Annotated in this window: 22 protein-coding genes and 2 other annotated features; of the genes, 7 read left to right on the top strand and 15 right to left on the bottom strand. The window is 39.1% G+C overall.

Going from position 1 to position 24142, the window contains the following annotated elements:
• Positions 1–72: 72 nt before the first annotated feature.
• The 5 genes from KI343_RS09150 to KI343_RS09130 form a co-directional block, all read right to left on the bottom strand.
• Positions 73–2046 (bottom strand): acetoacetate--CoA ligase, encoded by a 1974-nt coding sequence (locus KI343_RS09150; protein WP_212926116.1) that lies wholly within the window; start codon positions 2044–2046, stop codon positions 73–75.
• 195 nt (positions 2047–2241) lie between these two features.
• Positions 2242–3402, bottom strand: a complete 1161-nt coding sequence (locus tag KI343_RS09145; RefSeq protein WP_212926115.1) for a conserved virulence factor C family protein — start codon at positions 3400–3402, stop codon at positions 2242–2244.
• Positions 3403–3414: 12 nt separating this feature from the next.
• Complete coding sequence (locus KI343_RS09140; protein WP_212926114.1) at positions 3415–3945, bottom strand: type 1 glutamine amidotransferase domain-containing protein; 531 nt, start codon at positions 3943–3945, stop codon at positions 3415–3417.
• 141 nt (positions 3946–4086) lie between these two features.
• Positions 4087–5202: an alanine dehydrogenase gene (gene ald, locus KI343_RS09135; RefSeq protein ID WP_212926113.1), complete on the bottom strand. Its 1116-nt coding sequence runs from the start codon at positions 5200–5202 to the stop codon at positions 4087–4089.
• A 114-nt stretch (positions 5203–5316) separates the two neighbouring features.
• A complete protein-coding gene (locus KI343_RS09130; protein WP_212926112.1) occupies positions 5317–6570 on the bottom strand; it encodes a PucR family transcriptional regulator in 1254 nt (417 codons plus the stop codon).
• Positions 6571–6775: 205 nt separating this feature from the next.
• Between KI343_RS09130 and KI343_RS09125 the strand changes: the two genes are divergently transcribed.
• A complete protein-coding gene (locus KI343_RS09125; RefSeq protein ID WP_374705424.1) occupies positions 6776–7849 on the top strand; it encodes a YkvI family membrane protein in 1074 nt (357 codons plus the stop codon).
• Between the two features lie 79 nt (positions 7850–7928).
• Here the strand turns inward: KI343_RS09125 and KI343_RS09120 are convergent, their stop codons facing one another.
• Positions 7929–8387: a YueI family protein gene (locus KI343_RS09120; protein WP_212926111.1), complete on the bottom strand. Its 459-nt coding sequence runs from the start codon at positions 8385–8387 to the stop codon at positions 7929–7931.
• Between the two features lie 301 nt (positions 8388–8688).
• On the opposite strand from KI343_RS09120, the gene KI343_RS09115 reads away from it, so the two are divergent.
• A complete protein-coding gene (locus KI343_RS09115; RefSeq protein WP_212926224.1) occupies positions 8689–9633 on the top strand; it encodes an MBL fold metallo-hydrolase in 945 nt (314 codons plus the stop codon).
• Positions 9634–9846: 213 nt separating this feature from the next.
• Here KI343_RS09115 and KI343_RS09110 read toward each other — a convergent pair whose 3' ends face one another.
• The gene (locus tag KI343_RS09110) at positions 9847–10605 is read right to left on the bottom strand and encodes an exodeoxyribonuclease III (protein ID WP_212926110.1); all 759 of its coding nucleotides are present in this window, start codon (positions 10603–10605) and stop codon (positions 9847–9849) included.
• Between the two features lie 310 nt (positions 10606–10915).
• Between KI343_RS09110 and KI343_RS09105 the strand changes: the two genes are divergently transcribed.
• The 4 genes from KI343_RS09105 to KI343_RS09090 are packed head-to-tail and all read left to right on the top strand — an operon-like array spanning position 10916 to position 14046.
• Entirely contained in the window at positions 10916–11308 is a 393-nt protein-coding gene (locus tag KI343_RS09105) for a GntR family transcriptional regulator (protein ID WP_212926109.1), read from the top strand.
• Complete coding sequence (locus KI343_RS09100; RefSeq protein WP_212926108.1) at positions 11301–11990, top strand: ATP-binding cassette domain-containing protein; 690 nt, start codon at positions 11301–11303, stop codon at positions 11988–11990. The genes KI343_RS09105 and KI343_RS09100 overlap by 8 nt, the downstream gene beginning before the upstream one ends.
• Positions 11987–12817 carry a hypothetical protein gene (locus KI343_RS09095; RefSeq protein ID WP_212926107.1) on the top strand — a complete coding sequence of 277 codons (831 nt, stop codon included), beginning with the start codon at positions 11987–11989 and terminating at the stop codon, positions 12815–12817. The genes KI343_RS09100 and KI343_RS09095 overlap by 4 nt, the downstream gene beginning before the upstream one ends.
• Positions 12818–12822: 5 nt before the next feature.
• Positions 12823–14046, top strand: a complete 1224-nt coding sequence (locus KI343_RS09090; RefSeq protein WP_212926106.1) for a hypothetical protein — start codon at positions 12823–12825, stop codon at positions 14044–14046.
• Between the two features lie 568 nt (positions 14047–14614).
• On the opposite strand, the gene trpA is transcribed toward KI343_RS09090, so the two are convergent.
• From trpA to KI343_RS09050, 8 genes are all read right to left on the bottom strand, one after another.
• The gene (gene trpA / locus KI343_RS09085) at positions 14615–15394 is read right to left on the bottom strand and encodes a tryptophan synthase subunit alpha (RefSeq protein WP_212926105.1); all 780 of its coding nucleotides are present in this window, start codon (positions 15392–15394) and stop codon (positions 14615–14617) included.
• A complete protein-coding gene (trpB, locus tag KI343_RS09080) occupies positions 15381–16592 on the bottom strand; it encodes a tryptophan synthase subunit beta (protein ID WP_212926104.1) in 1212 nt (403 codons plus the stop codon). The genes trpA and trpB overlap by 14 nt, the downstream gene beginning before the upstream one ends.
• Positions 16593–16607: 15 nt before the next feature.
• The gene (locus KI343_RS09075) at positions 16608–17213 is read right to left on the bottom strand and encodes a phosphoribosylanthranilate isomerase (protein WP_212926103.1); all 606 of its coding nucleotides are present in this window, start codon (positions 17211–17213) and stop codon (positions 16608–16610) included.
• A 1-nt stretch (position 17214) separates the two neighbouring features.
• Positions 17215–18009, bottom strand: coding sequence for an indole-3-glycerol phosphate synthase TrpC (gene trpC / locus KI343_RS09070; RefSeq protein ID WP_212926102.1), 795 nt, complete (start codon positions 18007–18009; stop codon positions 17215–17217).
• Positions 18010–19035, bottom strand: coding sequence for an anthranilate phosphoribosyltransferase (gene trpD, locus KI343_RS09065; protein WP_212926101.1), 1026 nt, complete (start codon positions 19033–19035; stop codon positions 18010–18012).
• Positions 19032–19628 carry an anthranilate synthase component II gene (locus tag KI343_RS09060; protein ID WP_212926100.1) on the bottom strand — a complete coding sequence of 199 codons (597 nt, stop codon included), beginning with the start codon at positions 19626–19628 and terminating at the stop codon, positions 19032–19034. Before KI343_RS09060 ends, trpD begins: the two co-directional genes overlap by 4 nt.
• A complete protein-coding gene (gene trpE, locus KI343_RS09055; RefSeq protein ID WP_212926099.1) occupies positions 19609–21015 on the bottom strand; it encodes an anthranilate synthase component I in 1407 nt (468 codons plus the stop codon). The genes KI343_RS09060 and trpE overlap by 20 nt, the downstream gene beginning before the upstream one ends.
• 83 nt (positions 21016–21098) lie before the next feature.
• Positions 21099–21360 (bottom strand) — a binding site (T-box leader).
• A 37-nt stretch (positions 21361–21397) separates the two neighbouring features.
• Positions 21398–21698: a binding site (T-box leader), on the bottom strand.
• Between the two features lie 80 nt (positions 21699–21778).
• A complete protein-coding gene (locus tag KI343_RS09050; RefSeq protein ID WP_212926098.1) occupies positions 21779–22327 on the bottom strand; it encodes a nitroreductase family protein in 549 nt (182 codons plus the stop codon).
• 426 nt (positions 22328–22753) lie between these two features.
• On the opposite strand from KI343_RS09050, the gene KI343_RS09045 reads away from it, so the two are divergent.
• Positions 22754–24127: an NAD(P)-dependent oxidoreductase gene (locus KI343_RS09045; protein ID WP_244856874.1), complete on the top strand. Its 1374-nt coding sequence runs from the start codon at positions 22754–22756 to the stop codon at positions 24125–24127.
• Positions 24128–24142: the final 15 nt, after the last annotated feature.

Below are 24142 nucleotides of genomic sequence, written 5' to 3'. Positions count from 1 at the left end.
TTTGAGCGGGCCAAGTCGATTTTAAACGAAAAAATGCTGATGGAAGGATAGTTTTCCTTCCATCAGCATTTTTTATATTCTTTTCGCTAAGTCGATAAAATAATGTAAGCTTTCCGGATTAATAAGGGAGCCTTTATTAATAACTGCCGCTGCATCTTGCCCCATTAAAATTTTTTTAATAGGAATTTCAACTTTTTTTCCATTCAGTGTTTGTGGCAGTTCCTTCACTTCATAAATATGTGTTGGAACATGCCTTGGCGAACAACGTATCCGCAGCTGTTGGTTAATTTCTTGTTTCATCGCCTCCGTCAACCTTTCTCCATCTTTCATCACGACAAATAGGGGAGTGACGGAATCGCCAGTTTCCTGAGGCAAGTCAACGATTAAGCTATCTGTAATAGCGGAGACATTATCTACAGCGCGATAAATTTCACTCGTTCCAATTCGGATTCCGCCTCGATTAATCGTAGCATCTGATCGGCCGTAAATAATTGCGGTATGTCTTTCTGTTAATTTTATATAATCGCCATGGCACCATATACCGTGAAATGTATCAAAATAACTATGATACATCCGCAATCCCGATTCATCATTCCAAAAATAAATTGGCATGCTTGGGAAAGGCGCTGTTAATACAAGCTCTCCAATTTGATTTGTTAAAGGATTGCCGTCGCCATCAAAGCTTTCTATTTTCGCTCCTAAGGCAGCACATTGAATCTCACCGGCATATACAGGCAAGATAGGAGAGCCAAGTAAAAAGGCTGTGCATACATCTGTTCCACCGCTTGCAGATGAAAGCCATATATCCTCTTTTACATGGGTGTAGCACCACTCAAATCCTTCAGGGGAAAGCGGGGAACCTGTGGAACTAATATTTCTTAAGTGAGTTAAATCAAACTCGTCTTTAGGAGATAGATTCACATTCATACAGGATGTTATAAAACTAGCACTCGTGCCAAATACCTCCATCTTTGTTTGCTCAGCAAGCTGCCATAAAAAGCGTTTATTCGGGTAAGTTGGACTGCCATCATAGAGAATAATGGTAGCTCCCGTTAATAATCCGCCGATAAGAAAATTCCACATCATCCAGCCTGTTGTCGTAAACCAAAAGAAACGTGAACCTGCACTTAAATCCATATGCAAATGCATGGTTTTCAAGTGTTCCAGTAAAATTCCGCCCTGACTATGCACAATTGGCTTTGGTTTTCCAGTGGTTCCGGAAGAATATAATATCCAAAGCGGATCATTAAAGGCGACAGGTGTATAAGTCATTTCTTGCTTTTCCTGATTAGCTGTTGCTTCTTCCCAAGAAATGGGGTGAATACACGCACTAAAATCTGCCTGTTGATTTAAATAAGGAATCGTAATTGTCGTTTTTAAGGAAGGGAGTGCAGATTGAAGTTCTTTCACAACATCCAATCTATTAAACTTCTTTCCATTATAAGCATAACCATCGACAGTAATCATTGCTATAGGCTCAATTTGCTGAAAGCGTTCCATAACACTTTGCGTTCCAAAGTCAGGCGAAGCACTGGACCATATAGCTCCTAAACTTGCAGTGGCAAGAAAAGCAACTACAGTTTCATAGATATTTGGCGCATAACAGACAACACGATCTCCTTTTTGAATCCCTTGTTGGTGTAGCGTTTTTTGGAGAGCTGCAGTATCGTGATAGAGTTTTTCCCAAGACGCTTCTTGCAGCGGTCGGTTTTCTGATGTATGAATAATGGCCGGGCTTTCAAATGACTTGTTGCGAAATACATGTTCCGCATAATTGAGGCTTGCTTCAGGAAACCATTTTGTTCCGATAATTTGTTTGCCTGAGCGTACCGTTTGATAAGGATGATGCGACTGGATTTGGAAATATTCCCAAATGGATTCCCAAAATGTATCAAGATCCTGTACGGACCATTTCCATAAAGTATGATAATCTTTTGTTTGAATTTGTTTATATTCTTGTAACCAAGTCCGGTAAGAAGTAATGTTTGCCTTTTCCATTTGTGCTTTACTCGGTTCAAAAAGCAGTGTGCCTTCTTGTATCCCCATTCGCAAAATCCCCCTTCAAATACTCCGATACATCTATTATAGGAAAACGCTTTCCAAACGTAAAGGGATTGGAATAGGAAAGACAAAGTTAACGAAAAAAGGACACTTTCTTACGATGAAATGATTAGAAAGCTCTTTACATGTTTATTCATGAAAAAAGCTACTTCAGAAGCAGATGCTCTGAAGCAGCATAAATTAATTTGTTGAAGCGTTTGTTTTTGTTGCCTGTGTCATTTGATGCCAAACAGAACCTTTTGCCTGTTCCCCGCCTTGAATACGTGCGAGGGCCAGTTTCATTTGCATACGAACCTCAAATTCCGGCTCAACGGCTAATGCTTCTTCAAGGGCAGGTATGGCAGAAGCATCACCGACTTCATATAAAAACATTGCCCCGCGCCAACGAACGATTCGGCTTTTATCTTTTAAGGTTTCGATCATTTTTGGAGTTGCTTCCGTAAATCCTAAATCAGAGATGCAGTCCCCGGCAGTTCGTCTTACATTAACAGCTTTGTCAGCTATTGCTTCATAAAGTAACGGTAAAGCAGCTTTGTCTTCCAACATGCCTAAATAAGCAGTAGCCAAACGACGGATAGATGCTTTTTCATCATGAATGGCTTTTTCCAGAAGGGCAAGATCATCCACTGTTGGATCTAAACGGTCCAGTACAGCGTAACGTTCACGCCAATCAGGATTATCTAGCTTTTCTAGAGGGACATGCTGATAATAATTTGATACATTACTTTTCATTTCTTCCGTTTGAAAAGCAAGTTTTACAAGTGCATCTAATCGGTCTTGGTCATAGCTGGCTTTTAGCTCTTCTACCACATCATGTCCAATTTCATCCATATCTCCATAGCGCGGGTGTTGTTCTTCCCATTTGCGATCCATAAGGACGTTGTCAGAAGCAGGAGAAGCCTCCATAACTGCAGTTGAAAAACGTTCTGGCAAACCGAAACGTTTTTCTATATCTCCTTCCTCCAATTTTACTTGCATCGGAATTCCTAAAAACATTTGAATAAAAACATGAACTTCTCCAAAGGCCTCAGACGCTGCTTGAGAAGTATTAGACAGTTCATCCGTTTGATTGAATGATTCATCTTCTCCCAGTACGTTTCGAACTTGGGGCAATAACTCTTCCCAAGGTGTCTTTGGGTTCCGTGCTAAAGCAATAAAATTAACCACACGATATATATTTTTAACCCCTTCTAATGCGAAAAGCTCTTGCACATATTCCGGTGCGTGAGTTAAATCGTCTTTGTCACTATAATTATATGTTTCATTGGGGGGTAAGGTTTCATTTACATTAATTTTCATAGAATGCGGACTCGGTGTTGGTTCTATGGAAACAATTTTCATTTTAAAACTCCCTTAACGCTTATATTCTTCCATTACGTTAATTAACTCACGTAAATAATCTGGCAAATCAGGCGGTCTTCTGCTGGAAACAAGATGGCCATCGGAAACAACTGGCTTATCAACCCATGTTGCACCAGCGTTGGTCATATCATCTTTAATTCCCGGCGTACTGGTTACTGTTTTGCCTTGTAGGATATTTGCAGAGATTAATACCCAGCCAGCATGACAAATTTGACCTATTGGCTTTTTATGATCATTCATATGCTGTACAAGGCTGATAACCTCAGGGAAACGACGCAACTTATCAGGAGCCCATCCTCCAGGAACTAAAATGGCATCATAATCTTCTGGATTGACATCTGAATAAGCGTAATCCGATTCAGCAGGAACGCCATATTTTCCAATATATTTTTTGTTTGCCTCTTGTCCGACTAAGTCTACCTGGGCACCTTCTTCACGCAAGCGATGAACAGGATACCATAATTCCAAATCTTCAAAATCATGATCTACAAGTGCGATAACTTTTTGATTCTGTAAACGCAAAAGAATCCCTCCATTCTATATAAAATAAGTTTAACAGACCGGCAAAAAAATGACGATAAGAAAGGCTTCTGCAGAGGAAATACACGAAAGTGCTAAAAAACCAACACTTCATTATTCGAGGTGTTGGTTTTGAAATTCAGTTTATTTTAAAGCATCCTGCACAGCGACATAATCATAATTTAAATCATTGGCAACAGCTTCATTCGTTACATGACCATTCATTACGTTAACACCGCTGGCAATAGGTGCACTATTTTGTATTGCTTTCTCTACCCCTTGTTTCGCAATGTTTACGGCATACGGTACAGTGACATTGGTTAGCCCGACCGTCGCAGTACGCGGAACAGCGCCCGGGATATTGGCAACAGCATAATGAAGAACATCATGCTTTACGTAGATTGGATCCTCATGTGTTGTTGGGTGATCAACAGTTTCAAAGTTCCCGCCTTGGTCAATTGCCACGTCAACAATAACACTGCCAGGCTGCATGGACTCTATCATTGCTTCTGATACAAGTTTTGGCGCCTTTCTGCCTGGAATTAATACGGAACCAATGACGATATCTGAATCCTTGACAGCTTCTCCAATATTAAATGGATTAGACATTAATGTTTGAATGCTAGAACCGAAAATTTCCTCTAATTCGCGAAGACGTTGCGGGTTTAGGTCAATAATCGTTACATCTGCGCCGAGCCCAAGCGCTACGCGTGCAGCATTTGTACCGACAACACCGCCGCCGATAACTGTCACCTTTCCTCGTTTTACTCCAGGGATTCCGCCAAGCAGAATTCCTTTTCCGCCTTTTGATTTCTCTAAATATTGTGCCCCCAGCTGTGTAGCCATCCGGCCAGCTACTTCGCTCATCGGTGTGAGAAGTGGGAGTGTGTTATTTACAACAATTGTTTCATAGGCAATTGCTGTTACTCCTTTTTTCACAAGTACTTCAGTTAATCTAGCGTCTGCAGCCAGATGGAGGTAAGTAAATAAAACTAAACCTTCACGGAAATAAATATACTCGGATTCGAGAGGCTCTTTCACCTTCATAATCATGTCAGAGCGCTCCCACACATCTTTTGCGTCTGCAATAATTTCTGCCCCTGCTTCCTTATATTCTTCATCTGTAAAGCCGCTTCCTAAACCAGCTTCTTTCTCAATAAGAACGGTCTGTCCACCCTGTACAAGGTTAACCACTCCAGCTGGTGTCATTGCGACACGGTTTTCATTATTTTTAATCTCCTTTGGAACACCTATAATCATGTTTAATCGCCCCTCTGTATTTCATTTGTATTAACATGATAACGCTTTCCTTGTAAGATTTCATTAGGTAAATGAATGAAATCGGGTATTACTGTTTGTGCATTTACACAAACGCTAGTCAGTTTCTAACTTATTTGCTAATAGCTCTAAATAAACAGCTACTTTTTGATGCGGGTTTTTTAAATCGAGATGGCTTATTTCATGAATTCGCTTCAAGCGATAATTCATTGTGTTCGGGTGTATAAATAAAGCTTTTGCTGCGCGATGCACATTTGAATCATGTTCTAAAAATTTCTCTAAGGTGTAAAGCAGATTGCTTTGTTGGCTTTTGTCGTACTGTTGCAGCTTATAGATGTATTTATTGGGATGCCGACATTTTTGTTGCCGATCCTTCAGGATGTCTATCCATTGAAATACCCCCAAATCTTCGTAAAGAAAACAAGAAGAAAGCTCATCAGGAAATTGCTCCTGTAAAGAAATCGTTTGCAGTGCTTCCTCATAAGCATGTTTCATATCTTTCGCTGAATTATAAATTTGACTTGCAGCACCATGCATAGAGGTTAAATGAAGCTGTGTGCTTATTTTTTCTTTAAACTGTTTAATAAATTCATAAATTTTACCTGCTGCATCCTCTGATTTCCATAGCCTTACTAATAAGATAAAATCATGGTCATCAAATAAACGGAAAATAGTATTAACTTGCATAATCGTTTCAGAAAGATAATATGCGTGTTTCTCAATTTGTGGTATAACCGCGTCTTGAAAACGAAAAACAACAATAGCTAATCCATCCTGTAATTTAATATTGAATTGTTTTTCATAAGCGTGAATCACGTCTGTACTGACAGATTCTGACGTTAATAATTGCCAGAAAAAATCTCTATATGCTTTTTCTGTATTTTTTCGGCCAGGCAACTTATTTAGAATAAATTTTTTCACTTGTCGGGTTGCTTCTTTTAGAATTTCTAGATCATCCGCAGTATATTCCTTTTCTCCTGTGTGTGCCCAAATGAATCCTAATATTTCGTTTTTTTTCCATATCGAAATGGCAATACGGTTTCCAAGTCCAATTTCTTTAATTTCTGGTATAATAATAGGCTGATTACTATCGATTAATTTTGGCATGATTCCCTTTTTCCACAAACCATTAATGACCTTATCGGGTACCTTTCGATTCATAATTGTGCCGATTCTTGCTTCGTCAATGTTTTCGGTATGTTTACTATATGCAAGGACATAATGATTGGCATCTTCAATGGTAATAGGGCAGGTCAAAACTTCGCTAATCATATCAGCGAGGTCATCTAAGGTAGAAAAAGACTGCTGTAAAGACAAAATTTTATTTTCTATTGTTTTAGAAGAATCCATAATATGCCCTCCTTTAAGAGACATAGACATTATTTGTTTTGAATAATTCCAATAATTTGTATACTTGCTTTTTATTACTGGAATAGACTATCATTTTTATAAGTCATCTTTTTTAATATACTAATCTATACATTTATTTTAGTATATATAGAGAAAGATTTCACCTAATACATATAAGGTGCAAGAGAACAAGAGGGGGAAGAACATGAAAAAAATTATGAAGATCTTGGTTATTGCAAGCGCATTCATAGGAGTGATTGTAGGCGCTGGTTTTGCCTCGGGACAGGAGGTGCTGCAGTATTTTACAAGCTTTGGAACAATAGGGATCTTAGCTGTTTTTGTTTCAACTGTGCTTTTTGCATATGTTGGAATGATGCTTGTGTGGCTGGGAAGTAAAGCACAGACATCTTCTTATAATAAAGTAATTTATAAGATTAGCGGAAAGTACTTTGGTTTTGTAGTTGACTGTGTCCTTGTATTTACGGTGTTTGGGGTAGGGGTTGTTATGCTTGCCGGTGCAGGAGCAAATCTTAATCAGCAATTCGGACTGCCTCATGTAGTAGGTGCTATTTTGATGACAGTATTGGTATTGCTGACAGGTATGCTGAAAGTAAAAAAAGTTGTTGGTGTTATTAGCAGTATCACGCCCTTCTTAATTCTATTTGTGATTATTATTTCTGTTTATAGTTTTGTGACAATGGATTCGTCGTTTTCTGAGTTAGATAGTGTTGCACGAAGCCATGGGCCGAATTTCCCGAACTGGTTTGTAGCTGGTTTGAATTATGCTACCTTCAATACATCTGTTGGTGCGGCGATGTCTATTGTAATGGGAAGTGCAGAAAAAGATAGAAAAACAGCAGCAATTGGCGGATTGGTTGGTGGAATAGGACTAGGTTTGTTAATTCTTCTTAGTCATTTTGCGATATTCGCTAAGATTGAAGAGGTTGGCAATTTAGAAATGCCCATGTTAGGTATTGTAAACAATGTTTCACCGGTTTTGGGTATTATCATGGCCCTGGTTCTTTTTGGAATGATATTTAACACGGCAATAAGTATGTTCTATGCATTTGTTGCTCGATTTGCAGCAGTAGAAACGAAGAAATTTAATATTATTTTAGCAGTAGCCCTGGTTGCCGGATTTATCTTAAGTCTTGTTGGTTTTACAGATTTAGTCTCTAAATTCTATACGTTGATTGGTTACATGGGACTAGCATTGATTATCGTTCTGATTATCACACCGTTTCGAATTAAAAAGATTGATTTTGATAAAAAAGATTAATTATTTATGATAAAAACCGTATGGATAAGGTCAATTCCTGCCTTATCCATACGGTTTTTAAGTTGGATCAGGAGGGGATTTAGCGGAATAATTTTTTTAGTTTTGAGACAAGTCCTTTAGACGTCGTGTCGGCTTTTTCTTCTTCCTTCTCTCGCGCTGAGGTGTCCTCGATATCTTGGAGGGAAATATGTTCTATATCTACAGCATAAGAATATGTGAGCACGACACCAATTTCTGTATCATTTTCTTGGCTGCTGATCGTCGTATGAGAAATAGAATATCGATCAGCGAGTGCTTTTTCTTCTTTTAAAAATCGGTATGGGATATTGCCATTCATTAACAGCTCTGCCTTCGGATGCTGCTTTAATTGGCTTTCTAATTCTGGGAGCCCCTTGTTAGCCATGACCTCTCCTACAGTTAAGACAAAGGCGATGCGTTCACGTAATGTTCCAAGATACTTTTTCCGTTCCCTCTCCTTTGGCAGGCGTGAGCCATACATCCCTTCTTGCAAGTAATCATCCACATTCTTTTTACTCATATTTGTTCATCCTTTTAATACATGTTTAAATTTCCTGACAAGTCATTTTTATTCGTTAATTAAACAATTTTTTCATGCTTATTCTCCATCTAATGTACCTTATTATTGGATACCGGGCAAAGAAAAGCCTTCCTATTTCCTATGTTTGTATTCATATTATGGTTGAAAATACAAAGGAAGATACAATAAAGACAGGAAATCTATTTTTTAATAAAACTATACAGCGTTTTCATGAAAAGTGTTAAGCTAGGAGTATGCTATGCTAAAAGTAATTTGTTGAGAATGGGGGATTGTTATGCGATTGCATTCTAGAAAGCCTATGCAGCTTCATCATGGTATTTCGCTTATCGATGGATTTGATTTTGGAGTTAGCGGCAGAACAGGTGCTTATGTTATAGAAGAAGATGCGCTTACGATTGTAGAGACTGGCCCCAGTCCTTCTGTGCCGTATATTAAGCAAGGTTTGGAGCAATTAGGATATTCACTGGCAGATGTGAAAAATATTATTGTGACACATATTCATTTAGACCATGCTGGCGGCGCAGGCCGTTTATTAGAACTTTGTCCGCATGCTACATTATATGTTCATCCAAAAGGGAGAAGACATCTTGTCGATCCTAAGAAATTAGCAGCAGGTGCAAGGGCAATCTATGGAGAGCGTTTTTCAGAACTATATGACCCAATTGTGCCAGTCAGAGAAGAAAGAATTGTGGAGAAAAAAGAAGGGGATACGTTGCAAATTGCTGAAGGGAGAACATTCGAATTTTTGGATACTCCAGGACATGCCAGGCATCATCTAGGAATCTATGATCCAGTTAGTAATGGCATGTTTACAGGTGATACAGCAGGAATTCAATATCAAGAATTAATTCCGCATGGGGTGGACTTCTTTTTACCATCTACTTCACCTAATCACTTTGACCCAGCAGCGATGAAGCAGTCTTTACAAAGATTTCGTGAAAAACAGTTAGATTATATTTATTTTGGACATTTTGGGGAAACCAATTTAGTGGAAGAAGCCCTAGACCAAGTAGAGGAATGGTTAAATTTATTTGTCAAAGAAGCAAAGGATGCGGTTGCTGCTGGAAAAGGCTATGATGAGATTGCGGAAAATTTGTTTAAGCATGTGCAATCAAAGCTTCAGGAACGAGGAATAGATGAGGAGCATGAGGTTTACCAGATGATTCGGGTTGATTTACAATTAAGTGCGCTCGGGATGGTGGATTATTTACAGAAGCAGAAATAATTACTTATAATAAAAAAAAGAGAAGGAAGCAGCTATGGCACTTCCTTTTCTTTTTATGAAAGAGAGGTATATAGGGAATGCGAAAAAAGTTAGGTATTATCGCTGTTTTTTTATTTGGTTTAATCATGGGGCTTTTTTTAATCCCAGAATTATTTCGGATGTTCGATATCCCGTTTATTCATTTTTTTGATTGAACAATGCTTTTGATTTATTCTATGAAAGATTCATTTCCAGGCTAACTGGACAGTGGTCGCTGCCGAGCGTATCCCGGTGAACCTCTATATTTTGCAGATATTTTTCTAATTGACTGGATACGATGAAATAATCAATACGCCAGCCAATATTTCTTTCACGAATCGTTTTCATATACGACCACCATGTGAAAATATCATCGCGCTCTGGATAGAAAAAGCGTAGTGTGTCCGTGAAGCCATTTGCTAGAATTCGTGACATTTTATCACGCTCTTCTTGGGTAAAGCCTGAGTTTCCATGATTTGTTTTATCATTTTTTAAATCAATTTCCTGATGCGCTACATTTAAGTCCCCGCAATAAATCAACGGCTTTTTGGCATCAAGCTTCTGGAGGTAATCAAACATTTTATCTTCCCAAGCGAGACGTTCCTCCAGCCGAGTTAGATCTCGTTTTGAATTAGGTGTATAGACGTTGACAAGATAAAATCCAGGATATTCCAATGTAATAATTCTTCCCTCAGGCTCTATTTCACCCTCCTCGAAGCCATAAGAAACATCCAGTGGCTCATGTTTTGTGAAAATCGCTGTTCCTGAATATCCTTTTCGTTCTGCATAATTCCAGTATTGATAATAACCTTTTAAATCTAATTCAATTTGTCCTGCTTGCAGCTTCGTTTCTTGTAAACAGAAGAAATCTGCATCTATTTCGTGAAAGAAATCCAAGAACCCTTTTCGAACACAGGCCCGAATTCCATTGACATTCCATGAAACTAATTTCATTTCGTATTCTTCCTTTCTGATAGCATCGTATAGTTAGCCATTCTATCATATTTGGCTGAAAAAAAGGGGGCTGCTGTATTGTGCGTGAATGTATGAAGGTTTTATGGCTGTACCTCTGTGAAATACACTATTTAAAAAAAGAATCCATCATGAAAATAAAGAAATCCGTCTATTTTAGGAAAAGAAATTAAAATTTAATAAAAAAATAGTTGTCTTTCTTCTGTATTATGCATATAATACACTTACAAGGTGTACTGATGTATTAATACAGTAAACACTTATGTTTAAGTAGAATGAGGTGAGAAATTGGATGGCTATCCGATTTGATAAGCGTGAGGCTGTGTACATCCAAGTGATCAGGTATTTTAAAGAGCAGATTGCAATTGGAAAAATTAAATCTGGTCAAGAAATCCCTTCGCGGAGAGAGTTAGCACAGCAATTAAAAATTAACCCTAACACCGTACAGCGAGCTTATAAGGAAATGGAGGAGGAAGGCTTGATTTATACGGATGGAAATAAACCAAGTATTATTACGGAAGATACAAATCGTATTAAAGAAATTCGTGAAAGTTTAATTACAGAAGCAATTGATCATTTTGTAGAACGTATCACCTCTTTGCAGATTCCAAAAGAACAGATTTTACAGCTTGTACAGTCAAAACTAAATGAGCTGAGCAAGGAGAGTGAAAAAAATCATGATTAAATTGAATGGTGTAGAGAAAAAGTATGGGAGAAAGTCAATATTAAATGGGGTTACTTTTGAGGCGGAAAAAGGCCAAATTACTTGTCTGATTGGAATCAATGGAGCTGGAAAAACAACCATACTCCAATCCATTATGGGGTTGACTCCTTATAAAAAAGGCGAAATTACGATTGATGGGGAGAAATTATCCCCGAAAGTAATGGAGAAAATAACCTATATTCCAGATGCGATGACGCTTTTACCTAAAATGCGGATAAAGGATGCATTTCAATTTATGAGAGATTTCTATCAAAATTGGAATGATGAACGGGCGAAAGAAATTTTAGCGTTCTTTAAACTGAAAGAGGAGGAGCGTATTTCACAGCTTTCCAAAGGAAATACAGCGAAAGTGAATTTATTAATGGGATTGGCGATGGATGCAGATTATATCTTAATGGATGAACCTTTCTCAGGCATCGATATCTTCAGCAGGGAGCAGATTGCAGATGTGTTTTCCAGCCATCTAGTTGAAGACCGCGGTGTTATTATTACTACACATGAAATTAGTGATATTGAGCATCTGATTGATAAGGCAGTTTTATTAGATAACGGTGTTGTAAAAAAAGAATTTATGACTGAACAAGTAAGAGAAGACGAAGGCAAATCCGTTATCGATGTGATGAGGGAGGTATATCAGGGATGAAGCTTTTTGGAAAGCTAGTAAACTTTGAATTTAGACGATTTTTGCCAATCTATATTATTTTGCTTATCGCTGTATTTTTGATTCAGGCAGCTGATGTAGCTTTTTATGCTTTTATGATGAAATCGGAAATCACAGAGGCAGTTGTGAAACATGGGATATCCAAAGAGCGGTTTCTCCTAGATAATGGCTACGTGTCAATGAGTAATATCTTATCCAGTTCTACGTTTACATTGCCGATTGTTATGGCAGCAGTGACGATATTTATTTATATTTTATTTATTTGGTATCGGGATTGGCTAGGGAAAAACACGTTTATTTACCGCTTGTTGATGCTCCCTGTCAAGCGTATTCAGTTATTCTTTTCCAAAGGGGCAACGATTTTGATTCTAGTATTCGGCCTGGTTGCTTATCAAGTAGCAATTCTGCCTGCATTACATGTCCTTTTGAAGCTGATAATCCCAGTTGATTACCGGGCGGACTTATCGATTCAGGGAATGATTGAAAACTTTTATTATCTAAAATTCCTGCTTCCTGAGAATTTTATTGACTTTGTTATTAATTATGGTTTTGGAATAACCCTTGTCATTGTTCTGTTTACGATGATTCTGATTGAACGCAGCTATCGTTTTCGAGGTATTTTTATGGCTGCTTTTTATGGAATTGGATCACTTATTCTCGTGTTTTCTCCATATATTCTACAGGGAATAATGAAGGGCTACTTTTATGAAAATGAGCTTTTATGGCTGCAATTTGCCATCGCAATTGTCGTTTCCATATTATCTGTGTTCTTTAGTAATCATTTGTTAAATAGAAAGATAAGGGTGTGATAGAGATGAATCATTTAAAACGCTATTGGATAACATATATTGCATTAATTTTCATCTCCGTTATCATCATTGGTTTTTACTTGGTGGATAAGAAAGAGGTTGCTTTTAATTGGAAAACCGTTTCTGGAGATGAAGAAGTTGTCAAAGATGTTCTAATATTTGGAGAAGGACAAAGCGCATACGGCAGAATGGTGGCAGATCCTTTTCAGTTATCTATTGATGAGTCAAAGAGAATAGAACAGCCAAGAGGGTTTTTCGGCAGTACCTATCAGGATTTACAAATAGAAAAATATATCGACGAGTACCGAAGCTTTATGCGCGGGAAAAACCAATGGATTGAGAATTTCACTGAAACAGATAATCAGCTGATTTATGTAAATGAAGAGGTTCAAAATTGGGGTGAGCAGAGTAACCTGCATGTAGAAATTCTAAATAAAGAAACGGAAGATGTAACAGAATTTGAAGTTCCAATAGAAGAACAAGCGCATCAAATATACGGTATAAACTCTGTCACTGCCAATAAAGATAAATTATATGTCCAAGTTTATATGGAAGGGCAGTATGATGAGACTGCAGATATTTATACAGATGAAAATGCTATTCTGATCATTGATATAAATGATCAAACAATAGAAGATATAAAATTCCCGGAAAAAGATGTTCCGTTAAAAGAAGGAATATATACTTCTTTAATGTATCAAGACAGTGGCCTGATTGATGGAGAAATGAATTATCTGTATATCTATGAAGAATATAAAGAAGATCAGAATGGCACGATTGTAGAAGATGTTCCACTCAAATATGAACTCCAACTGTATAATATAGAGAGGGACACAATCAAGTCTGTGGATTTGGAAACAAATGCATACGGCAGTGACTTTGTAAAAATCTATGATGGCGCTGTTTATTCAGGAATGCTTCAAGGTGAAAATTATACTTTAATGAAATACGATGAGAACCTGAAAGAAAAAGAGGTTTTTGATGCGAATGTATTAAATGGAGATTTAGAAGTTAACCAAGAAGATGTATATCCATTAACAAACATGCATAATGGTTATTTCTATATAGTATATCCTGCATATTCCACATTGACAGTGGCTGATATTTCCATAAATGCATTTGATATGGAAACAGGGGAAAATGTGTATCAAGGAATTATTCAAGCAGAGGACGCTATGAAACAGTATCACTATTTTGATTTGTATCAGCTAGAATTTAAGGATGAATAAAGGAAATGGCTTTATTCTCCGTTTTGGAAGTGTAATAATATATGAAAAACCTTAGCTGTATATGGAGCAGCTAAGGTTTTTCGTATTGTTACGTAAAAATTTTATGTTAATTTATTCTATCGTTTTGGAATAAGGTTACTCGCCCTACCAAAAAACTGCTCATATCTTATACTATGATAAAAAACGGGAGCTGCACATATAAAAAACAGCTCCCTCAAGGCATGGGTTGTTGTGATGGTAGAATCACTGACAACGTTGTCTGGATTCTAATATAGTTTATGCAGTGGAAAAGTGGTTGTCTCGACACTTATATCAATGCAAACATACATTTATAAGAAATGAAATCAAAAATAATCTAGGAACCGCTCGAAAATAGGCATATGCGCTCCAAAATAAGCTAAACCGCTCGAAGCCGATCCCAAACCGCTCCAAAATCAGCAAATCCGCTCGAACTCGGGTCCAAGTCGCTCCAAAATCATACTAAACCGCTCCGACCCGAGTCCCAACCGCTCCAAAACCAACCAATCCTCACTCGAACTCCAAACCCAAACCAGACTATAAACCAAACCTAGCTATGAATCGTATCTCCAATTAATTTCTCAATCTCTCCCCGATTCCCTTGATGAAAGAAATCAACTATCTTGCTGCCGACAATGACGCCATCACAATAAGCAGCTAAAGATTTGGCCTGCTCTGGATTGGAAATGCCAAAGCCTGCTAGAACAGGAACCTTGCTTTGTTTGGTTAACTTCTTTAAATAGCTAAGCGTTCTTTCTTCATGCTGGGCACGCTCCCCAGTTGTGCCGTTAACGGAAACAGCGTAGAGAAATCCTTCTGAAGTTTGAGCAATTTTCTCCAGCCGTTCATCGGGGCTGGTCATTGCTGCTAAACGGATAAAAGCGATTCCGCTCGCAGAAAGCTGCGCTGCGATTTCTACCTCCTCTTCCATTGGGATATCAGGAATAATAATGCCGTCCACGCCTGCTGCATCACAGTCTTTCGCAAACTGCTCATAGCCATAATTCCAAATGGGATTAATATAGGTCATTAAAATAATCGGGATGTTTCGCGAATCTTTTTGTTTACGTACCTCCTCGAGAACAATTTTTAAGGTAGTTCCATTTGCTAAAGCACGCTGTCCGGCATCTTGAATAACAGGTCCGTCTGCAACCGGATCTGAAAAGGGAATACCTAACTCGATAGCGGATGCCCCCGACTCTTCTAGAAAATGAATTCGTTCATTGATTTGATCAATTCCTCCGTCACCTGCCATCATATACGGGATGAACAAAGGTTTTCCAGTTGATTTTATTTTCTCTAATGTACTTTCTAATTTATGCTTTCCCATTGGAATCCTCCTCCAGTTTTGCTTTGACTTGTTCTACGTCTTTATCCCCTCGCCCAGAAAGACAGATAACCAGTGACTGCTCTGGAGACATTTCTTTAGCAAGCTTACATGCATATGCAACAGCATGTGCACTTTCCAACGCAGGGATAATTCCTTCTAATTTGGCGAGCAGCTGAAATGCTTCTAATGCTTCCTCGTCCGTAATCGAAGGATAGGCAACTCGCCCGGTATCATGCAGGTAGCTATGCTCTGGCCCTATTCCCGGATAGTCTAAGCCGGCAGAAATAGAGGCTGCTTCCTGAATTTGTCCGTCTTCATCCTGAAGTAAATAAGTAAACGTTCCGTGCAGCATTCCCGGGGACCCGCCAGTTAAAGTGGCTGCGTGTTCATTGGTATCTACGCCTTTCCCTGCAGCTTCTACACCATATAAGGCAACCTCTGTATCTTCAACAAAAGGATAGAACATCCCCATTGCATTACTTCCGCCACCTACACAGGCAACGATTGCATCTGGAAGTTTTCCTTGCTTTTCCAGGCTTTGCTGTCTCGTTTCGGAACCGATAACAGATTGAAAATCCCGGACAATACGCGGGAAGGGATGCGGCCCAACAACGGATCCGATAATATAATGCGTGTCGTCAACATGATTAACCCAGTAGCGCAATGCTTCGTTAACAGCATCTTTTAATGTTCCGCTTCCCTGGGAGACACCGACGACTTTCGCTCCTAACAGCTCCATACGGAATACGTTGAGCTTCTGTCTGCGGATATCTTCTTCTCCCATAAAAACGATGCATTCCAGGCCAAGCAGGGAGCAAACCGTCGCTGTAGCAACCCCATGCTGACCAGCTCCAGTTTCTGCAACGACTTTCTTTTTGCCCATACGTAAAGTTAGAAGTGCTTGCCCAATGGTATTGTTGATTTTGTGAGCGCCAGTATGGTTAAGGTCTTCTCGTTTCAGGTAGATCTTTGGACCGCCTAAATGCTTGCTTAGCTGTTCTGCTTCGTATAATGGCGTTGTTCTTCCAATGTATTCAGTCAAGTAGTTGTTTAACTCCGCTTCAAAAGACGGGTCTTTTCTTGCTGCTTCATAAGCTTCTTCAAGCTCTAACACAGCGGGCATTAACAGCTCAGGTACATACCTGCCGCCAAATTCTCCGTATTTACCTAATTTATCTGGAAATGTATATGATTGCATATTATCGATCCCTTTCTATTTTTGTTTTGCCGCTTGGATAAATGCTTTTATTTTAGCTGGATCTTTTTTACCATTTGTTTCAACGCCGCTGGAAACATCCACACCAATCGGGGTAACCTGCTGAATCGCTTGACCAACATTTTCAGGTGTCAGCCCGCCGGCTAAAATAAGTTTTTTTGAAAAAGAATTTCCTTCTAAAATGGACCAGTTAAACGAAATTCCATTTCCACCGTGTGCATGGGGAAGGGGAGGACTATCCATTAATAAGTAAGAAGCAGCCTCATATTGCGCCGCTTTATTTAAACCAGCCTCTGTTCCCGGTAGCGATTTTATGGCGGGGCACGTAAGTCTGTTAACTTCTTCAACAGATTCCTCCCCATGAAGCTGTGCGTAATCCATTCCGGTCTTGTGAACAATGTCCTCCACTTCCAGAATATCTTTATTTACAAAAACGCCGACACTTTTAACGTGTTCGGGCAATGTGTTAATAATTTTTCTTGCTTGCTCCACTGAAATCTCCCGCTTGCTTTTGGCGAAAACAAATCCTAGAAAATCTGCTCCCGCCCTGACGGCGACTTCCGCTATCTCAAGCGAAGTGATCCCGCAGATTTTGACGAGCATATCAGGAAGCTCCTTTCGTAGATGCGGATAATGGTACTTGCAGCTCCTGCATATCCTTTTCCACATTGCTGGAGCGCATGAGGGTTTCGCCGACTAGAATGGTATTGGCACCAGCGTCCCTAGCAAGTTCTGCATCTTCTTTTGTACGCATGCCGCTTTCACTAATAATGGTAAGACCTTCCTTATCCAGCTGCTTCGTAAGTTCCGTTGTGGTTTGCAGATCAACCTCAAAAGTCTTTAGATTTCGGTTATTTATTCCGACTATTTTCGGGTTGACGGTTAATGCATCCTTTAATTCATCCGCATGATGCACCTCGCATAGCACCTCTAAGCCTTGTTCAGTTGCATAGTTATAAAGTTGCTGGAACCGTTCAAGCGGAAGTGCTGCAAGAATTAAGAGAATAATGGATGCTCCTGCATTTTTAGCATCGTCAATTTGAATTTCATCAATAATGAAATCCTTACAGAGAACAGGAATGGAAACAGCTTCACTGACTTGTTTTAGATCTTCCAGTGAACCATGAAAAAAGCTCTCATCGGTTAATACAGAAATAGCAGCTGCACCAGCCTGTTCGTATTTCTTTGCTTGTTGGAGAATATTTACGTCCATTTGGATCGCCCCTTTGGAAGGGGAGGCGCGTTTGATTTCTGCAATTACGGATAAATGATCAGCCCCCCGTACGCGTTCATACAGAGAATATATCGGATTATTGCGAACATAATTTGAATCAGTTTGTAGCTTACGTTCTGCAACTTCTTGCTTTTTCTTATCGATAATTTTTTCTAAAAAAGTCATTTAAACCACCTCTTGTTTAGCTTCCTGACTATATTGAATGAGCGTTTCTAACTTTGCTTTTGCGTTTCCAGAGTACACGCTGTTTCTGGCAATTTCCACACCATCTTTTATGGAATCGACATGGCCGATAGCAAATAGTGCAATCGCTACATTAAACAGGACTGTATCCAGATAAGCTCCTGGTTCCCCGTTTAAAACAGAAAGCAATATTTCTGCATTGCGTTTAGCGTCGCCCCCTGCTATTTCTTGATTAGAGTAAACGGATAAACCGACTTCTGTTGGATGGATGGTTCCTTCTTTTAATTCACCTTGTTCCAGCAAAATAAATCTGTTTTCACCTTGCAAAGAAGCTTCATCCATTCCACCTGCTCCATGAATAACAAGAGCCCGCTTTCGGCCGAGTGTTTTAAGAGATTTTGCTACAACCGGCAATGCTTCATTGGAATAAACGCCAACAAGCTGAGAATCTAGAGCAACCGGATTGGTTAAAGGACCGACTAAATTAAAAATAGTCGGTGTGCGCAGTTTTTGACGGACTCCTGCGATTTGTTTCAATGTTGGGTGGACATGCTGCGCGAATAAAAAGGCAATTTGATTTTCCTGCAATATATATTTGATTTGCGATTTTGTTAAATTGAGGGAAACACCTAACTCCTCTAATACATCCGCACTTCCTGTCTTGCTGGAAATACGGCGATTTCCGTGTTTAGCGACAGTGATGCCGGCACCTGCTAAAACAAAAGCTGCACAGGTGCTGATATTAAAGCTGTTAGATCTGTCTCCGCCCGTTCCACAGTTATCCATGGCTGGTATAGCCAAATCAAATTGGAACGGGGAATTAGTATGAATCACTTCTGCTAAGCCAGCCAGTTCATCTGCCGTCGGTTGTTTCATTTTTAAAGCGACTAGGATTGCCGCAAGTTCTGTATCTGTTACTTCTTCCTGGAAACAGGCATTAAATAAGGCTTTCGTTTCCTCAAAAGATAAGTCGGTGCCTTCTAGTAATTGATTAAAATGCGGTTTCATTGGATTGCTTCCTCCTTTTGTTTTGTTACCTCTTCTACAAAATGAGAGACAATTTGTTTTCCTTCCAGTGTGCCAATCGACTCAGGATGGAACTGCAGCCCATAGACTGGATAGGATGCATGTGCTACTCCCATAATTTCATCATCGTCAATGGCTGTCGCTGTGATGCGTAACGCAGATGGTACAGTGATTTGTTCTGCTGTCAAGGAATGGTAACGCATGACTTCCACCGGATTGTTAAGCCCTTGAAATAGTCCCGAACCATCATGCTGCATAATGGATGTTTTCCCGTGTTTAATCGTAGAAGCTTGAATAACTCTCCCGCCTAGTGCTTCGATAATAACCTGATGGCCTAAGCAGATTCCCAGTATTGGCAAATGCGTTTGGAAAGCCTGCACGATGTCAATACAATTTCCCGCATCTTTTGGTGACCCTGGTCCAGGAGAAATAATAATGGCTTCGGGTTTGAGTTTATGAATTATTTCCAGGGTGACTTCATCATTGCGAATAACCTCAACATGCACGCCACATTCTGAAACATATTGATATAAGTTATACGTGAAAGAATCATAGTTATCGATTAATAGAATCATACTCGGGCACCTCCATAAAAGATTTTCCTTTGTTAAGGCTTTCCATATATTCGTTGAAAGGAATAGAGTCATATACAATCCCTGCTCCAGATTGAAAATAAGCTCTTTGATTCTGAATGATAATGGTCCGGATGGCTAAGGCAATAAGTACATCATGCTCAAAATTGATAAAACCAACCCCGCCGCCATAAGGTCCACGTTTTACAGTTTCCAATTCATTAATAATTTGCATGGCGCGTATTTTCGGTGCCCCTGATACGGTTCCAGCTGGAAGGCAGGAAATAAGTGCATCAATCCCGGAATAATCCGCACGTAATCTGCCAGCTACTTCCGAAACGATATGCATCACATGCTGGTACCGTTCAATTGTCATATAGACCGGAATTTCGATACTGCCAATCTCACAAACTCGCCCTAAATCATTTCTGCTTAAGTCAACAAGCATTCGGTGTTCGGCACGCTCTTTTTCATCTGCAAGCAGTTCCTCCCCCAATAACTGATCCTCTTGTTCGTTCTGCCCTCGTTTTCTTGTTCCGGCAATCGGATTCGTTATCACGCGGGTTCCTTTTGTTTGGATTAAGCTTTCTGGAGAAGCGCCTAGTAAGGTATAATCCAGAAAGTCAATATAGAACATATACGGGGAGGCGTTCTGCCTTCGTAACTGCTCATAGAAGGACAGGCCAAAATCTCTCTCGTCTTCTTCAATCTCTCTTGAAAATCGCTGAGATAATACTACTTGAAAAATTTCTCCTCTTTTCAAATAACCTTTAGCAATCTCTACGTTTTCTTCAAATATACTTTGCTCAATTTCCGGTGTAAAAGCATATTTTTGTGGAACAGGAAGGGAAGTGTTTTTTGCCTGATCAATATATTGCTTCAGTATTTCAATACGTTGCTTGCGATTATCTTCTGTTCCGCCGTTGCGATCAATCGCGATAATATGCAGTTCACCCTGTTCATGGTCAAAAATAATGGTATCTTCAAAGAGCATCAAATGAATGTCTGGCATTCCCCGATCATCCAACGGGGTCGGGCCAATATCTTCAAAAGATTGAATGGTATCATAACCAATATATCCAACTGCTCCGCCGTAGAAGGGGAGAGGAATAGGTAATTCAAGTTTTGGCATAATTTCCTGTAAAAAATGTAATGCGTGCTGATGTACGACCAGCGGCTCTACATGTGAAGTGCTGATGAGCATCGTTTCTTTTCCGCGACCGATAATTTCCTGATAGGGATGAAGTCCAATAAAGGAATAGCGTCCTTTATCTTCATGTGGAAAGCTGCTTTCCAACAGATATTTTTTTGCTTTTGGTAAAATTTGAAAAACTTGAACAGGAATTAATCCATCGATGGAATAGGTTTGATGCGTTACATGCGCAGTCATTATTAATCGCTCCTTTAGATTTGAAGATTCTGTTATTAACATTTGGGAAATAAAAAAGTCCTCTATAAACACATGCTGTGCTTATAGAGGACGATGGGCTCGCGGTGCCACCTCTGTTAAGAAAGATTTTCTCCTTCTATCTTTATCAGGTACTGGAAAGAATCCGATACCCTATCCGTATAACGTCGGAAATACGTTTTTTCCTACTCAAGGGAGCTTATGCCTCTTTTTAAGAAAAACACTCAGAAGTCCATTCCATGATCCCTGTATACTGATATTCCACCAAGCTATCAGCTCTCTGTAATACATAATGAATCATTTACTACTCTTCGTCATCGTTTATGATATTCGTCTGTAAAAATCAAAAAGGTCCCTCATCCATAAAAAGGACGAGGGACCGTGGTACCACCTTTATTAGCTGTTTTACAGCTCACTCTAAAGAAAATGTATCATGAGGTAAGTTCCATGAAAAGGACTGTGAATTTCTCCACCTTTTTGAACACTCATTTTATAACATCTTCTAAGTTTCCATAACGAGAAACCATGTCGCCAAAGCCTACTCCGATTACGTTTCGGTTTGGAGCTCCGAAGTCCATTCATTATAAGAATACTCACTGATTCGCAGCGGCCATCAGCTCTCTTTAGAGTTCATTATAATTACTACTCTTCATCATCGCCACATCATTTATTATTGAAATCAATATTAAACGAAGAGACAGGCAGTTGTCAATAGAATTATAGAAAAAAATATAATTATCTGATTTTAACCTTTAAATACTTCAAATTTTTCTGCTAATGGAATACGTTCTTTTCCTTGAGGGATTTCATTAAAATAACCCATATGTATAAAACCGACTATTTTTTCGTTTTCTTTTACGTTAAGGATTTCTTTTACTTTTTCATCATAGATATGCGGATTCGTTTTCCAGACAACACCGAGCTTTTCTTCCCAGGCTAGTAGCCAGAAGTTTTGAATCATAGCTGAAACGGCACCAAAGTTTTCATCCCATTGTTTTGGAATATCCGAAGTTTCCATTATCACAACAAGGATGGCATTTGGCTCATTCAAATAATTTTCACGATTTGCTTGTATTTCTTTAGGATAGGTAGAGGCAATTTTTTTGGCAAAACTAGGAAGGTGGTCCTTATCAACAAATAAGAAGCGCCAAGGCTGTCTCATCCCATGTGTAGGAGCCCAAATGGATTCCTCTAATAATTGCATAACCGTTTCCTTTGTTACTTTTTTATCATTGTATCCACTTTTGATTGCGCGACGTTCACGAATTATTTTCGCAAGCTCTGTTCTATTCATTGCATAATCTCCTATACAGTATAATTGATAATAATTATCAATTAAATTGTAACCAATTTATGAAATCTTTGCAAATGCGTTTAAAATATTTCCCGCTATTATTCTTATTAACAGTTCGACTAATTAATTCAACGACTGTTTTACTATTTGTCCAATGAATCAGAATGTTATTGATTTTATAATACTAGTTGGGTGAATAATATCTAGTAAGAGTGCGTCCTAATCATTGAATCTATTACATCACACTTTCCTCGATTTTTCTTAACATCAACGATTTAAATCATTATTTTCTTGAGAAAAACTATTTTTTACAAAGAACACAGCTCTAGTTGAAATGGTAATTTGCTCATAGTTTGCCGCATAAGTATATAGTAATGTTCGATTTCAATTGTTTAAATGCATCTTTTTATAAAGGAGGTTTGTTTCTTGAGTGATTTATTAAAGAATCTTATATCTGGTGAGGTGCTAGCAGCGAATTTTGAGGAATCTAAACCAAGTTTTAATTCCCAGGAAGCATTGGATGAAGCGAATCGGTGTTTATATTGTTACGACGCGCCTTGTATTACTGCGTGTCCGACAGGGATTGATATCCCGGGATTCATTAAAAAGATTGCTTCTGGGAACTTGAAGGGATCTGCAACTACGATTATGGATTCAAATCCTGTTGGAGCTAGTTGTGCACGAGTTTGTCCTACCGAAGAATTATGTGAAGGTGCTTGTGTATTAAATTACTCTACGAAACCGATACCTATTGGGGATTTACAACGATTTGCTACAGAATGGGCCATTAAAAATGATGAAGTTCTATTTAAAGCTGGCAAAAAGAATGGGAAAACGGTCGCCATTGTTGGGAGTGGACCTGCTGGCTTATCAACAGCTCGCGAATTGGCTCGATTAGGTTATGAGGTAACTATTTTTGAAGCGAAAAGTGAAGCGGGAGGGCTAGACACTTTTGGTATTGTTCCGTTCCGTCTGCCAAAAGATATTTCTCTCTGGGAAGTAGGACAAGTGAGAAATTTAGGAGTAGAAATACGGACGAATACCGAGGTAGGTAAGGATATTTTTGCTGAGGATCTTGTGGAAGAATACGATGCAGTGGTGCTTGCCATTGGGATGTCCAAAGTCCCGATGCTGGGAATAGAGGGAGAGGAATTAGAAGGAAATTACGATGCCATAGATTTGGTGGAAAGATCAAAGAATGGTGATTATCCAGAGGAATTTGCCGGGAAACGTGTTGCAGTTATTGGTGCAGGAAATACAGCCATTGATGGGGCGACGACATCGGTTCGACTTGGTGCGGATAATGTAAAAATTCTTTATCGCAGAACAGAAGCGGAAATGACTGCCTATGATTTTGAATATGAATTTGCGAAACAGGATGGCGTGGAATTTAGGTGGCTGACCAACCCGAAACGTTTTATCAGCGATGAGAAGGGTCATATAAAACAAATCGAGTGTGTGAAAATGGAATTACAAGCATCAGAGGCGGATGGACGACCTCGGCCAGTGGAAATAGAAGGCTCTGAATTCTTGATGGATGTTGATATCGTTGTGAAAGCGATTGGACAAACCAGACATATGAAAATGATTGAAGCCTTTGGTTTGGAACATCAGGGCGGGGTAGTGAAAGTTGATCCAGAAACGTTTATAACGTCTAATCCCAAAGTATATGCTGCCGGAGACGTGATTTTTGGAAAAGGGATTGGAGAAGCAATGGTCGTGACTGCTGCACAGCAAGGAAAAGATACGGCATTGGCGATTCATGAACGTTTCAAGCAATCTGTAACAGAGAGCGCATAATAGATTTTTAGATGA

The organism is Oceanobacillus sp. J11TS1, assembly GCF_018333215.1.
GTDB lineage: Bacteria > Bacillota > Bacilli > Bacillales > Amphibacillaceae > Oceanobacillus.
This window is presented reverse-complemented; position numbering and strand designations above follow the sequence as displayed.